22 protein-coding genes and 1 tRNA gene are annotated in these 14236 nt (G+C 46.0%); all 23 read right to left on the bottom strand.

All coding sequences use genetic code 11. The annotated features are described in order from the left end of the window. Positions 1-11: 11 nt before the first annotated feature. Positions 12-1715: a phage portal protein gene (locus tag DSZ37_RS04380; RefSeq protein WP_109725736.1), complete on the bottom strand. Its 1704-nt coding sequence runs from the start codon at positions 1713-1715 to the stop codon at positions 12-14. 6 nt (positions 1716-1721) lie between these two features. Further along, positions 1722-3416, bottom strand: a complete 1695-nt coding sequence (locus DSZ37_RS04375; protein WP_347504405.1) for a terminase TerL endonuclease subunit — start codon at positions 3414-3416, stop codon at positions 1722-1724. Positions 3417-3586: 170 nt separating this feature from the next. Beyond that, the gene (locus DSZ37_RS04370; RefSeq protein ID WP_109725734.1) at positions 3587-4339 is read right to left on the bottom strand and encodes a hypothetical protein; all 753 of its coding nucleotides are present in this window, start codon (positions 4337-4339) and stop codon (positions 3587-3589) included. Further along, on the bottom strand, positions 4332-4793 hold the full coding sequence (locus DSZ37_RS04365) for a P27 family phage terminase small subunit (protein ID WP_242978567.1): 462 nt from the start codon (positions 4791-4793) through the stop codon (positions 4332-4334). Before DSZ37_RS04365 ends, DSZ37_RS04370 begins: the two co-directional genes overlap by 8 nt. A 79-nt stretch (positions 4794-4872) precedes the next feature. After that, on the bottom strand, positions 4873-5268 hold the full coding sequence (locus DSZ37_RS04360; RefSeq protein ID WP_109725732.1) for an HNH endonuclease: 396 nt from the start codon (positions 5266-5268) through the stop codon (positions 4873-4875). A gap of 98 nt (positions 5269-5366) precedes the next feature. Continuing rightward, positions 5367-5443, bottom strand: a tRNA-Met gene (locus DSZ37_RS04355). 164 nt (positions 5444-5607) lie between these two features. Further along, positions 5608-6054, bottom strand: coding sequence for a DUF1492 domain-containing protein (locus DSZ37_RS04350; protein ID WP_109725731.1), 447 nt, complete (start codon positions 6052-6054; stop codon positions 5608-5610). Next, positions 6041-6181 carry a hypothetical protein gene (locus DSZ37_RS17615; RefSeq protein ID WP_181380238.1) on the bottom strand — a complete coding sequence of 47 codons (141 nt, stop codon included), beginning with the start codon at positions 6179-6181 and terminating at the stop codon, positions 6041-6043. The genes DSZ37_RS04350 and DSZ37_RS17615 overlap by 14 nt, the downstream gene beginning before the upstream one ends. Further along, positions 6181-6321, bottom strand: a complete 141-nt coding sequence (locus DSZ37_RS17610) for a hypothetical protein (protein WP_181380237.1) — start codon at positions 6319-6321, stop codon at positions 6181-6183. Before DSZ37_RS17610 ends, DSZ37_RS17615 begins: the two co-directional genes overlap by 1 nt. Continuing rightward, on the bottom strand, positions 6302-6580 hold the full coding sequence (locus DSZ37_RS04345; RefSeq protein WP_109725730.1) for a hypothetical protein: 279 nt from the start codon (positions 6578-6580) through the stop codon (positions 6302-6304). Before DSZ37_RS04345 ends, DSZ37_RS17610 begins: the two co-directional genes overlap by 20 nt. Then, positions 6573-6854, bottom strand: coding sequence for a Lar family restriction alleviation protein (locus tag DSZ37_RS04340; protein WP_109725729.1), 282 nt, complete (start codon positions 6852-6854; stop codon positions 6573-6575). Before DSZ37_RS04340 ends, DSZ37_RS04345 begins: the two co-directional genes overlap by 8 nt. After that, positions 6847-6969: a hypothetical protein gene (locus tag DSZ37_RS18105; protein ID WP_278298070.1), complete on the bottom strand. Its 123-nt coding sequence runs from the start codon at positions 6967-6969 to the stop codon at positions 6847-6849. The genes DSZ37_RS04340 and DSZ37_RS18105 overlap by 8 nt, the downstream gene beginning before the upstream one ends. A 98-nt stretch (positions 6970-7067) precedes the next feature. Continuing rightward, the gene (locus tag DSZ37_RS17605; RefSeq protein ID WP_181380236.1) at positions 7068-7220 is read right to left on the bottom strand and encodes a hypothetical protein; all 153 of its coding nucleotides are present in this window, start codon (positions 7218-7220) and stop codon (positions 7068-7070) included. Next, positions 7201-7488, bottom strand: a complete 288-nt coding sequence (locus tag DSZ37_RS04335) for a hypothetical protein (RefSeq protein ID WP_109725728.1) — start codon at positions 7486-7488, stop codon at positions 7201-7203. The genes DSZ37_RS17605 and DSZ37_RS04335 overlap by 20 nt, the downstream gene beginning before the upstream one ends. A gap of 13 nt (positions 7489-7501) precedes the next feature. Continuing rightward, positions 7502-8254, bottom strand: a complete 753-nt coding sequence (locus tag DSZ37_RS04330; RefSeq protein ID WP_109725727.1) for a replication protein — start codon at positions 8252-8254, stop codon at positions 7502-7504. A 12-nt stretch (positions 8255-8266) separates the two neighbouring features. Beyond that, positions 8267-8755 carry a single-stranded DNA-binding protein gene (locus DSZ37_RS04325; protein WP_109725726.1) on the bottom strand — a complete coding sequence of 163 codons (489 nt, stop codon included), beginning with the start codon at positions 8753-8755 and terminating at the stop codon, positions 8267-8269. Continuing rightward, on the bottom strand, positions 8748-8990 hold the full coding sequence (locus tag DSZ37_RS04320; RefSeq protein ID WP_109725725.1) for a hypothetical protein: 243 nt from the start codon (positions 8988-8990) through the stop codon (positions 8748-8750). Before DSZ37_RS04320 ends, DSZ37_RS04325 begins: the two co-directional genes overlap by 8 nt. Before the next feature lie 4 nt (positions 8991-8994). After that, positions 8995-9549: an ERCC4 domain-containing protein gene (locus tag DSZ37_RS04315; protein WP_109725724.1), complete on the bottom strand. Its 555-nt coding sequence runs from the start codon at positions 9547-9549 to the stop codon at positions 8995-8997. Then, a complete protein-coding gene (locus DSZ37_RS04310) occupies positions 9536-10339 on the bottom strand; it encodes a PD-(D/E)XK nuclease-like domain-containing protein (protein WP_109725723.1) in 804 nt (267 codons plus the stop codon). The genes DSZ37_RS04315 and DSZ37_RS04310 overlap by 14 nt, the downstream gene beginning before the upstream one ends. After that, positions 10336-11766 (bottom strand): AAA family ATPase, encoded by a 1431-nt coding sequence (locus DSZ37_RS04305; protein WP_109725722.1) that lies wholly within the window; start codon positions 11764-11766, stop codon positions 10336-10338. Before DSZ37_RS04305 ends, DSZ37_RS04310 begins: the two co-directional genes overlap by 4 nt. After that, complete coding sequence (locus DSZ37_RS17600; RefSeq protein WP_173328442.1) at positions 11763-11903, bottom strand: hypothetical protein; 141 nt, start codon at positions 11901-11903, stop codon at positions 11763-11765. The genes DSZ37_RS04305 and DSZ37_RS17600 overlap by 4 nt, the downstream gene beginning before the upstream one ends. Continuing rightward, a complete protein-coding gene (locus tag DSZ37_RS04300; protein ID WP_109725721.1) occupies positions 11903-12526 on the bottom strand; it encodes a hypothetical protein in 624 nt (207 codons plus the stop codon). Before DSZ37_RS04300 ends, DSZ37_RS17600 begins: the two co-directional genes overlap by 1 nt. A gap of 2 nt (positions 12527-12528) precedes the next feature. Then, positions 12529-14169 (bottom strand): DNA cytosine methyltransferase, encoded by a 1641-nt coding sequence (locus DSZ37_RS04295; protein ID WP_109725720.1) that lies wholly within the window; start codon positions 14167-14169, stop codon positions 12529-12531. Positions 14170-14236 lie beyond the last annotated feature (67 nt).

The raw sequence follows: 14236 nt of genomic DNA, 5'->3' as shown, positions 1-14236 counted from the left end.
CACTCACTCCTTTACTTCAAGTGTTTATTTACAGTATCAAGAAATCTTTTGGTTCCTTGAGTAAATTCAGCATTGGGGAAAGCTGTTCTTATACTATTTTTTGTGATATTAACATATGTTGCACCTTTATCGCCGATATAGTTTTCAAACTCTTCACCGTTAATATGCTTTGTATAAGAAACCTTAGCATTATTGATATACTGTCTTGCACTTTTGAGATTGACATCATGATTTTCGTCCATTATATGCCTTTTATCAAAGCTAAGACTATTGACATCAATTTCTCTTGGCGGTATATGTATTTCTCCGTTGAAGTTAGTTGACTTAAAATCAGCTATAATCTCTTCCTTATGTTCAATTATAGCATCTTTTTCAGATTTGTCAACCTTCTTCGCAGCTTTTCCGCCTGCTCCGCCGGAAGAACCGCCGCCACCAGAAGCGAACCGTCCTTTTTCATCGTGATTATGATTATATCTCAGCTCAACGTCCTCCGCACGTTCCTCGCCGGTAAGAAGGTTCTTCTGTTGCCCGGTATTCGGCGTGAATACTTCCATTGTCTCAGGATTCAGGAGAACATCGGAGAGTCCGAGCTTGACAAAGTTGAATCCGAGCGGTTCATAGTCCTCTTCGCGGCGTATCTCGTCAATCTGAAGGATATTATTCCGGACAGCGACCTCGTAAGCATCGTAGCGCTCTTTCAAGCTACCGCGTGTCAGCTCCTTCGTGTCGAATGCCCAGTAATAGCCCTGCTCCTTCTCAGATTCAAGCAGAAGAACGTTGTCAAGCTCTGTCTCTATCTGATTAAGGAGCGCTATCACCGCCGCCGTGAACTTCTTGTTATCATTCTCGGTAGCGCCGCCGTCAATGACCGTATGAGGGAAGCCGAACAGCTTGCATATCTCAATGCTGTTGGTCTTCTTGTTCTCGTTCATCTGTAGCTCAGCCGCCGTTGAAGAGATAGCCTCGAAGTCAACGCCGTCATTGAGCACGATTATCTTGTCACGCTTCTGCTCGTTGTCATAGACCTTCTGATAGCCTTCCTTGATAGCTGATATAGCAGCATCGGAGAGGCGGTTCTTCGCTTTCAGGAAACCGGGCTTACAACCGCCGTTGGAGTTCATCATATTTTCCAGTTTAAGAGCGTTCCATGCCGCTGACAGCACCGAAGACGCTTCCTCCTGCAACGGGATATTCGTATATCCGTCACGGGTACGTCTCAGCAGCTTGATAAACTGGAAATCATAATAGCTCTGAGCGTTTATCTGTACTCTGAAAGCCTTGAATATAGGGTCTGTGTTAGACAGTATACTCACATCCCGGCTGTCAACATAGTGCAGACTCTTGACGCTGAGACCGCTGCTGTTGACGAATATCCACGCTCCGCGCCCGAGATAGTAGTCCTCGACAGCAGCCTTCCACATATCCACAGTGCTGAGAGTATCGCCTGTCGAACCGTTGAGCAGCTTTATTCGCGGATCATCAAATATTTCTGTGACCTGCTCCTCGTCTTTGCAGTAAAGCTTGACAGGAAGCTGTGATATCGTCTCTCCTATCTTGCCGATGCAAGCTGATACAGTAGGAATACTGAGAGCCGCTTCGCGTGTCAGCTCTCCTGTGATACCAAAGAATGTGAGTATTGAGGTCTCGGCACTCTGGACGGTGTCCGCCCTTATTTCCTGTCTCTTTTTACGTTTAAAAAGTCCTATTTTGACCACTTCCTTTCATATTACCTGACAGCCGAAGCCCTGCTCCATGCTGTCAAGTACGTCCACCTGCAAGAGATACAGCGCATTAATGATCGACACGACCATATCCACTTTGCCTGCTGACTTTTTCTTATTGACATAGAGATTGAGGTTTGTATCCTTGGTGCATCGGGCATTCTGGAAGTTTATCTCAAGCATCTGATTGCCCTCGTATCTGAATTTCCTACTGAGAATAGACTCTTTCAGCAGCTTTGTCGGTCTGTGGAGCACGCTGCTGTGCTGCTTTATCTCCACGCACTCAATAGGATCATCTGCGGCTTCAAGCTTCTGCACAGTAGATATAGCATTATATCGGTCGAAGCCCAGCTGAACTATCTCAACGCCGTATTTCTCAGGCAGCGACTGGATAAAACGCTCCACAAAGCCGTAATCTATTACCTCATCACCACAGGCAAAGCATTCACCACGCTCTATGAGCTTCTTATAATCTACTCTTTCGCGGTGTGTTTTCTCTTCAAGCTTATCAGCAGGAAAAAATCCCCACACCTTGACATATATCATATCCTCCGCCTCGTCATAAGCCGCCATAGCCACCGATGTATTATCATCGGTCTGAGACAGGTCAAGCCCGATATACACTCTCCTGCCCTTCCAGAAGTCAGGCTCAGGCTCGGAAAAGCACATTCTGACCTTGGTTATCTCAACAAAGCCCTCGACTCCGAGCCCCTTGTAGAGGATATTCATGTGCTTGCAGAGGAAGTTTTCACGCTTATTCTCGTAGAGCACAGCCTTCTCGCGCTTTTTCTTCAAGTCTCTCAGCATATGTTCATGAGCGTAGGCGGCAGGATTAGCCTGTAAGAGAGCTACATCGGAGGTCTTCCAAGTATCACCTGTCTTGAACTCATCATCAGGTTCATACAGCAGTGCGAATATACGCTCATCATCGAGTAGCCCGTCTATCGCCTTCTTTGCAACATCTATTTCCTCAGTCATCGCATTGTTATCATTCGGGTACTGAGTCGATATGATGATACCCAGCTTTTCCAGCAGCATTATCTGCGATGAGCGCATCGCCTCTATCGGATAGTTGTCCATAGCTCCGCACTCGTCAGCCAGGAACATATTGGCAAGCTTGCCGTCCATACGGTCGTTTGAGTACGCAAGAGGTGTATATTCAGACTCTGTCAGCTTGCACCGCACTTCCTTGCGCATGAGCTTGAATATCTTTTCATCCGCAAGACAGGGACTGGATTTGATTATCTTCTTTATAGCGACCTGAAGCTCACTGGAAAGCGACAGGTCGGGGGCTACACTGAAAAAGCGGCTGAACTTTGGCTCTGTCAAGAGTCCGATAATAAAAATGACCGCTGAGGTGAACGTCTTGAAGTTCTTTCTCGCGATCTCTAAAAGCCCCGTCTCATAATATCTGAGATCATCACTCCTGCGTTTTGTGCAGAACAGGGCATATATGAACAATACTGCATAATCCTCAAGCCCCTCATACATCGAGCAATGCAGATCGGGGTGAATGATGAGCTTCAGCAGCTTTGTTATTTTTTTCCAGCGCTTACCGCAAACATAAGCTTCGGTGTTGCTGCCGTCAACAATAGCTATCCAGAGCTTCGCCTGCCGTTTGACATAGCGTCCCACATACTGATTATCGGGCTCGGTACACCAAAGCGCGTATTTATAAGCTCTGCTATGCTTCACTATGTCAATTGCTGTCAGCTCCTTTCTGTGCAGTCAACTTCACAAATGGGTATAAGAAAACCGCCTGATCTCTCAGACGGTCTTATCTTTTTTCTTTTCTTCCTCAAGTCTTTTGATCATTTCAGCAAGTCTCTCAGAGCCTTCCTTATTTGATCCGTCAAGAACTACATTCATTTCTTCCATTCAAAAAGCCCACCTTTCTGCTGATTATCAAGGAATTTATTTACTACCTTTCGGTATTCGTTATCACGATATTCACCTTTTTTAGTTGCTTTAAGCACCTTATTTTCTGCCTTTTGCAAAGACCTCAAGAGAGAGAGTTTATCAAAGTCCTTTAACTTGGATAATGTTTCGACATTGCCGTTATTCTTTACAATGGTCAGTGTCTTTATTCTTTCATTTCCGACAAATTCAACTATATCGGTAAAAGAATAACTACTGTTTCTCGGGTGATTGTGCATTATCATCAAATCACTGTCATAAAAGTTCTGTCCAAAATCAAGCCTATCATCAGAACCTTTGAATTCTTTTCGGACCTGCAATGAACTATCAAATACAAACGCTACTTCATTACAATCATTATTATCACGAGCATACTTCAGCAATTCTTTATGCTGTTCTTGTATCTTCGAGCATTGCTCATCGGTATAACCACTTATTTTTACCTTGGGTACACTTGCAATCGCCTTATCGGTTATCTTAGTAATAGGCTTTGGCTCACCATTTTCTTCTATTATACCACTTTTTACAGAATTGTCAATACTCTTTCCAGCTCCACTGCCGGAAGAACCGCCACCGTCATCGCCAATAAGGATATGCCTGCCGTTCTTTGTTATCCAGCCGCGTAATTCATACCAGTGTGTCTCAATGTCGATAGCTCTCACTGCGTACTCGGCATAGTTCATGAACCAGTCACTATTCATCGTCCATCAACGCCTTTATAAGCGGATTTTCTTCATTTGATGCCTGAAGGTTGATATTTGCAAGCTTTGCACGGCTCTGAGGGCTAAGGCTGAGCTCGTTGCAGTATCGGAAGAACGCTTTCGTGTACGTTTCTTTGAGCCTTACGAGCGAAGGAATAATCGAACCGGCTTCATTGATAGTCCTTTCGATTTCCTGCATACGGTCAATGCAGATACTGCACTCGGACAGAACATACACATCGAGGTTCCCGAGTATCTCTGCCGCTTCAAGGTTCTTGACTATATACCTGAATATCTTTTTCTGTGCTGTTGTCATGTACTTCGGAGGTCTGAGCTGTGCAGCATCGCCCTTCAGCTTGTTCTCATTGCTCAGCCGCAGAGCTGCTTCATCATTGTCAAGCGATCTATCATGCTGCAATTTAACATTTTTACAGGGTCTCGCCAAGCTTTTCACCTCCAAAAAAACTCATTTTCCGAATACTTTATGTTCAAAGGGGGGCGTCGATGGATACCACCTCTCAAATATTGAAAATTCACCCCCCGGGGGGATGCTCAGGCAGGATTTTTGATAATTTTTCAGCGGAAATCTCTCCCTTTTCTGCCATTTCGTGGTGGTTTCTGCAAAGAGTTATAAGATTATTGTCATCTAAACGCAGCTCATAATTCGTGATCAGAGGTCTGATATGATGCACAGATAAGTCTTCGTTATTGAACTGCCTTATAGTTCCCGTAAGCTTATGCCGACAAGCAACACACAAGTAAAGGTCCCGTTTCATGATGTGTTCACGCTTGCACTTCCACTCGTAGGAGCCTCTGAAAACATCTGCTTTGCTCAGCTCTGTCCTTTGATGATATTTGCCTTGCGGCTTTTTAGGACAGATACATCCTTTGTCATGAACTGCTCCGCAGTAAGGGCAGGCTTTTTTCATTGCTGTGACCGCCTTATCCGATAACAGAAATACCCCGACTGCTGCCGAGGTACTTCTGCATTATTTTCAGGAGATATACAAAAATGGACTCATGCCGTTGGTTGCAGGTGTGGGACTCGAACCCACGACTTCAAGGTTATGAGCCTTGCGAACTCGCCGCTGTTCTAACCTGCCAAAGAGCAGCCGAGCTGAAGGTGAAGATGCCCGGCTGTGTGAAAGGGATGTTTGTAAAACTCATAGAAATAGGCGAAGGCGCACGCGGCAAGAGCAACTGAAAGACGATTTATTGCCTGCCGCGTGAAAGCCAACCCGTTGTTTCGCCTGCTTTCTATGTATACATCATAACACATCAATAGGGTGACATTCAATGACATTTGGTGACAACTTTTCAATTGCCTTTTTGATTTTCCTCATAACAGTCCTCGGATCATATCCCATACTCTCAGCCGTCTGCTCAACGGTCTGGAAGAGGATATACCTGTTGATAAGCACAGCCTCAAGGTCATCATCATGAAGTCCGATGATAGCCTCCCAGATCTCGGCAGTGATCTTCACAGCCTCAGCGCTGAGCTTCTCCGCCTTATCCTCCATTTCCGCAAGCTGTATGAGAGCGTTTTCCGTGCCGTTTTTTGACGTGCTGCTCCTGCCTTTGTCATTACCCTCGGTCGCTCTTACAAGTCCCGTGGCGCGTTCTCTGCATTGCTGTACGAGCATATCCAGTGCCTTTGCTTTCTTGTCAGCGTAAAAAGCTCTGTTGAGCCACCTGCGAAGTTCAAATTCCGTCATCCTGCTCCTCCGTTTCCAGCTCTCCTCTCATCGCCCTGAACTGCTCCTCGGCGTACCTCTTGCCGATGCAGAAGCCCATGAGGTAACAGGCAAGAGCTATTATAATAGCTGCTATTACTATGATCATCAGTATTCACCTCGCAGTATCATTTCCTTCGCGAGGGCTTCCATGCGGCACTCCGTGCCACGATCGCAGTTGCAGCACAGCCATGCATATGTACAGCCTGTATGAATTATCCAGAACAGATCACTTGCTGTTTTCATCATCAGTACCTCCGTTCTTATCTATCATGCCCTCAACCGCTGACAGTGCTGAGATATACCCTGTCAGATAGTCGCTATTTAAGGATTTAACACACCGCTTTAAATCTGCTATCTGCGCTTTAAGGCTCTTGATGTCATTATCATAGTGAGCTATCTGTCTGCATTCGTCCCAGTGTTTGGCTTCAAGCTCAGCATTACGAGTTTCGAGCTCTTCACATCTCTTTTCCAGCGCTGCCATGTGCAGCATATCTGTATCAGTCATTATTTGCCCTCCTGTTCCATGCTCTGGCAGCTTTAGCTTGCAGCTCATCGGCAGTCGTTGCCCACTCAGGCAGTTCACCATCATAGCTGATACGGGAGAGGACTCTTCCACCTACTGCACCGCCTCTGCTAAAGCATTTAGGACAACGCACTGAATATGTATCATAGTAGACTATATCATCTAAGCCTGTATATCCTTCTCTTTTCCTCTTGCGGTCTATTTTCAACTTATTATAGCCACAGAACGGACAAGGCTTTAGCTTTGTATCACTCATTCTCTTCCTCCTTGCACCTTTCGAGTGCTGCCTCAAGGGTACTTATCCGAGCTTTGAGCTCTTTGATATATGCCTGTACCTCAGGTTCGGTGTACCATTTATCGTCTATGAACATAATATCCTCCTTTATCTCATGGCAGTCCCTGCCTGTCCTTAGCACCGACAAAGGGCAGGACAGACAGTGTATCTGCTGAGAGCATAACTGCTCACGTTTCATTTTATACGTTTAAGAGCCTTGGCAAGCTTATCGTGCTTCATTCCCATATACTTGCCGTAGCTCACTCCCATTAAGATTGCGTTGTGAATGTCCTCAGACAGCTGTTCGGTCTGTCCCTTTATCATGTAGTCAGGTTTCTTCTTTGACATTGTCGTCCTCTCCCTTTATTCGTTCTATCTGTCTTTCAAGCTTGCCGTCGATTATCCTGTCGATCTCGTCAGCCCCGAGAAGGTACCGCAGCTGCTTTGCGACTACGATCACATCTGCGACTTCCTCCTTGATATGCTCATAAGCGTCTGCGTGCCCTCTGCGGAGCTTATTCACTGCCACTGTGAATTCAGCTGCTTCCTCGGTGAGCATATTTGCCTGACTTGTGAAGCCGTAATGATCGGCTATAATTTTTATCCTGTCGTCCATTGTCACTTCTCCTTCAATACAAAAATTGATTGATGAATTTTTCATAATTCTTTATGTCAGGGTCAAGCTTCTGAACGTTGTCCTCTTCAAGCCATCTTCTGATCGTCTCCGAACTCTCTCCTATGTTCTTCCCTTTCTTGAAAGCCCAGTCATCGACCCGAGAGATGTACTTGTCGATAACATCAGCTCCGTACTCAGAAACGAGTTGATTATAGTTATCATCATTAACAAAAGCACTCCTATTCTGACCAACGTGTGAGGAAGGGAGCGTTTTTCTTTCCCCCCTTTCTTTAATACTGTCTTTTATATTTTCTTTATATGTATGGTTATCATTTTGGCAACCCTTAGGGTTATCAGAATTGATAACAGTAGGGTTTCCAAATTGATAACCCTTAGGGTTATCAGAATTGATAACGGTTATCGAATTTGATAACAGCAAATCTGTACAACTTTCAACAGCCCATTCATCATAGTTTTTGTTGATTGATACAGTCTGCGGAGTGGTACCTTTGTTCGGTCTATGGTCAACTATATTTGCTTCGCGGAGCTTTTTTATTCCTCTTGACACATTACCTTTTTTCATGCCGAGAGCCTCGGAAATATCCGAAAGCGGCACCTCAGCATAGCTCTTGTTAAAGCCGTAAGTCCTGCGGATAATATAAAGCAGTATCCGCATTTCGTTTCCCGATATGTTGAGCCTGCATATTGCTTCCAATAGCTCATTTGCTATGCGTGTATAGCCGTTTTTGATCTGCGGATTTGCCACATTTTCACCGCCTTAGAATGGAACATCGCCGTCGCTGAGGATCTCCTCAAAATCGCTGAGGTCGCCGTAAGACATACTGTCATTTGCAGTGGGCTGCTGTGGAGCTGCCTCCTGAGGAGGAGCAGAATAACTGTTATTGTAATTGTTCTGGGGAGCGCCGTAGCCGCCGCTTTCATTTTTGCTGCCGCAGAATTCGACATTATCCACCAGTACCTCGGTGCAATAATGCGTAACATCAGGATAATTCCTGTCCTGATAGTTGTTATTTCTCAGTTCACCCTCAACTGCTATCATCTTACCTTTTGAGAAGTAGCGGCTGACAAACTCGGCTGTCTGACGCCATGCAACACAGGTGATAAAATCAGCCTGTCTTTCACCTGTGGATTTATCGGCATAGCGCCTGTTCACTGCAACTGTAAATCTGCATGAAGCAACGCCGCTCTGTGTCTGTCTGAGCTCGGGATCTGCTGTGAGTCTGCCGACTAATACCGTTTTATTCATGCTGTGTTTTCTTTCTTTCTATCATCTGATATATGAGGCACTCAAAATTCAGTCTCTGCCTGTCAGATAGTATTTTTTCACCGATATGCTCTTTGTATCTTTCATATAGTGGCCGTATCTGTGGGTGATTGACATTGATTTTGTAGCCGTACTTGTTCTGCTTGGCATATATAGAGTCATTCGGTGTGATCCTTGCGGCTTCCATAGCCTGATCCATAGGGATACGTTTACCCATTTGATCACCTGCGAGGAGCGGTCTGTTTCTTGTAGTTGTGATAATACCAGAAGAACACTTCCAGTATCTTCAGCGCTGATCTATTGGTCTCGGGGACGAATTCAACACTGAAGCTGTACCTGTTGCCGCAGCGCCATGCTTGCAGAGTACTGTATACAGTCGCTCCGATGTTGCAGACCTTGCGCCCCTGCTTTCCTGCCTGCATTTCAGACAGTTCAAAGCCTTTCAGGTGCTCCCAGCCTGAGCATTTTTCAAGCATGAATGTACACTGCTGAGCATTCCGTGAGATTGTATCAAGCTCTTTTTCGATACGCTCGCGGTCGCTTGTGACATTGCCGTATACCTCATTGATATCAGCCTTTCGCTCTACCACACAAGAGCGTGAGAAGTCCTTGCCGTCAACGATAAAGCTATAATCGCCAAAATCAAGCTTCTGAGACTTGAACATTATTCCGAGATTGCTAAAAACTTCTGTGATATGGCTGTTCTGCTGCTCTCTGGTATCGACAAGGATAGTTACCTTTTTCATGAAGTCCTTTTTCTCGTCATTGTTGCTCAACTTCGTACACCTCACAGTCTTCATGATAGTTCCGAGGCTCGGTCAGCACTTTCGTGAAACGGCAATAACCGCAATCACCGCAGCGCTGTGGCTGTAAAAGCCCGTCCTTCAGCTGCTGAAATCTCGGTGCGAGACTGATAACTTCCTCAAGGGCGTTATCCATATCCTCATCCGGTACCCAGAGTACATCAAGATCAGGCTCTTTTTCCTTTGTTATAGCTGAGATATAAAAGGGCAGCTGCTTTCCTGTATTCTGACGGACGACCTCGCGGTAAATAGCACCTTGAATATCATAACCCCAGTAATTGATAAAATGCTGTTTCTTCCCCTTTTCGACATTCCATATAAGCTTAAAATCCTTGATAGCTTTCAGGTCAACGATACAGTTATTTTCATGATAACTGTCTATTTTGATCTTGAAAGGTATGCCTGCTATCTCACCGACCATTATTTTCTGTTTCTCGCCACTCATATACTGCATGAAAAGCTTATCGCGTTCCGCTCGCTGTATCATGTACTCAGCCTGTCGGTACTGAGCTTTCAGCTCGCCCGACTTTGTGAATATCTCAGGGTGCTGTGCTCTGAAAATGTCAAGCGTCCCTTCAAAATGTGCGTCCACATAAGAGCCGACCAGCAGAGCGTCCGTGACCTCTCTCTGATACTCGCCGTGAAGCTCCGCCAAAGCGGAAGCCTCACAGGTGAGAAAGCTCTTGAACTGGGAGCAGCTCATATACTTCATGTTATTTTCGGCGCTGAAATAGTTTTCAGCTGTCAGGGAATGAGGGATCATATGTAGTGTACCTCCATTTCTGAGGAGTCGGTCGTTCTTGTAGCTATGAACTGGATGCCCTTTTCGTGGCACTTGCTATACAGCTTTTCACGGTTCTCGGAAGACAGCTTCTCGGTACCGTCTATAAGAATGACCTGTAAGCCATTAGGCTTGGAAATTGCCACATCTACGCATAAGCTAAGCTGCTCACCCTCCGACAGGTTCGCAACAGGCAGACCGTTAATAAGAGGTATGCCGTTCTGAACAGTAAAGCCCTCTATCGGTATCTTCGCTGTTTCAAGTATCTCCCCGGGAAGAGTTCGAGCGAGTTCTATCTTTCGTGTATATTCATCAGACTGAGCCTTGAGCTCTTCGAGCTCCGACTGCATACCTTTCATTCTGCTGTATTCATTGAGGTGTCGCTTCATCTCCTCGGCGTTCTCCACCTCTTTCTGAAGCTCAGCAAAGTCGATAGGCTGTTTGTCGGTATATTCATCAGCAACGCTCATATCCGCATCAAGCTTGGTCTTAGCTTCGTTGAAACGGCTTTCAGCAAGTGCTTTTTTGTCTTCGAGCTTGCCTGACAGTCCAGCAAGCTTGTCCTCGCTTGCCTTTATCTGAGCCTTCATGCGCTCGATATCGGATAGCAGCGTTTCGCGCTCTGTGGATATTGCCTTTTCTTCAGCTGAGATCTCTATCATTTTGTCAGCTTCCAGCTTTCTGAGTTTGCTGTCATAACTGCTGCGGAAAAGCCTCGCCCTTTCGATACGGCTGTTATGCTCCTTTATCTGTTCAAGCTTCTTATATGCTGCTCCGAGGTCGTAAGTTTCCCACTTCTCAGCCTGATAATCCGCAGGGATATCCTTGGCAATATCTTCGATGAACGCCTGTTTGTTTCGGATATCTCTGTTTACGTTCTGGCGTTCTTTGAACCACTGTCCGTTCTCAGACTGCATATCACTGAGGACTTCAAGGATATTCTGCTCGTAATTGATCCATGAAGGTATTTCGCCGAACTTGTCATTGATAAAATTCAGATCCCAGTCATACTCTATAAGATCAAGGATAGCTCTGTTCTTGGACTTGGCGTCCATTAACGTAAATGCAACAGGATCAAGCTGCAATGGTGTAAAGAGCTGACGAAGGAAATTCTCAGGTGCCATTACCTCTTTCCCGTTTTCCTTTACAGACTTGTAATCTGCCTGCTCCGTTCTCTTTTTTCTGTCGATACTCAGACCTGTGTCGGTCTCGATAAGAATTTCGCCCTCCTTTTCACCCTGACGAACTATGATGTCCCTGTCCGACTTATTTGTAAGCGCATATCTTAAAGCGTCAATAACAGAGGTCTTACCGACTCCATTAGCACCTGTGAGCTCAACGGAACGCCCGTCAAGCTCTGTCTCTGTGATGCCGAAAAGGTTGCGTATTTTTATCTTTGTAGTCCTCATTTCTTACTCTCCTTATCCTCGATTATTTTTGCTGTGCTCAGTTCACTGAAAAGCCATTCAAGTTCCGCGAAGTTTTCGCTTCCCGTATACTCGATAATCAGATCTATTATATTCTTGATAGTTTCCGACTTTTTCATTATTCAATTACCTCCGTTTTAAATGGATCAGGTGCTTTCTGTGGCTGTGAAGGCTGCATATCCTCAACTTCACCTTCCACCGAAACACCCATAAGAATCTCAGGGCAGTATACTCTTGCAAAGAATGCTGCCGCCCTGTATGCAAGCATCTGTTCGGGCATATTCTTCCACTTGCTGTTGCTCATCCAGCCTTCTGACTTTGCCATTGCGATAGTTACCTCTGTACCCTCGATAACTTCACCATCAGGCTTGATAACGCGCACAAAACATCCTCTTGTATCCGTTCCGCGCTGTCCGGTGTATACCGGCTGTGCATCTCCGTACTTAGCCTTTATGAAGCTCATGCAAGCCTGTCCGCTCCATGAAGGTTTTCCCTTCACAACATACAGCGACTGCATTACCATGAGCGGCGATACGCCCATTCTTTCAGCCATATCTATTGCAAGGGCGCAGTCTTCTGTCTTGCCCTGATACTGCTGCGGCACAAGTGAAGACTTTGCGAGAACGCTCGCAAGCTTATAGCTCTCTCTGAATGACTCTATAAAGCCACCTGTGGGCTTTGCCATTACTTCATTAAGCTGCTCTGACTGTACAGCCAGAGCTGTATCCTTGTTTTCACACATATTCAGATTACCTCCCTTAGTTCTTTCATTGTTGATATTTTTGCTCCGCACATCTCAGGCAGATTTGCTCTTACAAGAGCTTCCACAAATGGCGGCGGAACTGCATTCCCACACCTTGCGACCTGCTTAGTGCGGCTGTATAAGTTCCCTTTGTAGTCGTGATCGATGATGTAGTCATCGGGAAATCCCTGCGCTCTGTAGAGTTCTCTCGGTTCGAGCATACGCAGCCCTATGTCGTTTATGTAGTATTCCTCTCCTTCAATATTCAGCAACAGGACCTCATCATCGGCTATGCTGTAACCGCAGTATTCAATGAGCAGTTTTCGCACCTCAGACCAGTGTCCGAGATCTATCTCCGGCGGATACTTGCACAGCCTTGTGCGTATTTCCGCAAAATGTCCCGCGCTTGTGCAGACTGTCGGAAGAGGTTCAGTCAGGGGCTTGCAGTCCTCATTATTCCTGAGCACACAAAGGTGACTTTCTACAAGTCCGCATCTGTCGTGCGTTGTGACTGTTCCGAGAGGCGCATTGCAATCAGAACTGTTATCACCGCTGTAATACTTTACGATGTGTGCCGCTGTGAGCCCGTATCTATTAGAAGCGTCCACCGTAAGAATAGGCTCATTGAGCGTCTGCCCTCGGACTTCATGGCTGACAGTCTCGCTGTGATACTGTATAAGATAAGGTGAGAGCAAGGCATTGTGATCCTGAGCTGTGACAGTTCCGAGAGGATCGCTCAAGGAGCTTCCAACTACTCCGCCGAAATACTTCTGAACTGACGGAATAACCACGGACTGCTTCACTGTTGACACGATAGTGCTGAGAGGTTCACAAATACTGTTCACCCTCGGAGCCTGTCCACTGCGTTCTCCGTACCCTATCGGAACTATAAAAGGTTCATCGGCTCTCAATGTGAATTTGTCGAGTCCTCTTGCAATGCGCTTCATTGTCTTTTCAGCCAGAGGCTTACTTCTGCCGAATATCGACTTGCAGGGAATGCTCCAGTCTATGCACTCTGCTGCCGTTCTGTACGGCTTCAGACCTGCTCCGTGAGTCGGCTCCGGGAATATAATAGGTTCGCCATCACATCTGGCTATAAGGAAGAATCGCTTTCTTGTCGTAGGTGCTCCATAGTCGCAGGCTCTCAGTTTCTTCCAGTCAACTTCATATCCGTGAAGCTTCAGGGCATTGACAAAGCTTCGGAAAGTAGTTCCTATCTTGTTCTTATCGGGATATCCGCCTTTCAACGGTCCCCATGTAACGAATTCGGGAACATTTTCAAGAATAATCACTCTCGGCTTTACTGTAGCCGCCCACTTGACTGCTATCCATGCAAGTCCTCTGACGTTTTTATCTACGGGTTTTCCGCCTTTTGCCCTCGAAAAATGCTTGCAGTCAGGGCTGAGCCACATCAGACCGACAGGGTGCCCCTCGCATATCTTTACCGGGTCAACTTCCCATACTGACTCGCAATAGTGTGTAGTGTATGGGTGATTAGTCTTGTGCATGAGGATAGCGTCAGGATCATGATTGATAGCAATATCAACGTATCGTCCTGTCGCAAGCTCAATCCCTGTCGAAGCTCCACCGCCGCCTGCGAAGTTGTCCACGATGAGCTCACGAAAAAAATCAAGCTGTTTCATTTGACATTTCTCCTTTTCTGTGGTATATTGTTGGTGGTAAATATTTTTTCTCGCTCCCTTCGGGGAG

Origin of the sequence: Ruminococcus flavefaciens, assembly GCF_900116855.1 — a bacterium.
Taxonomy (GTDB): domain Bacteria; phylum Bacillota; class Clostridia; order Oscillospirales; family Ruminococcaceae; genus Ruminococcus; species Ruminococcus flavefaciens_R.
This window is presented reverse-complemented; position numbering and strand designations above follow the sequence as displayed.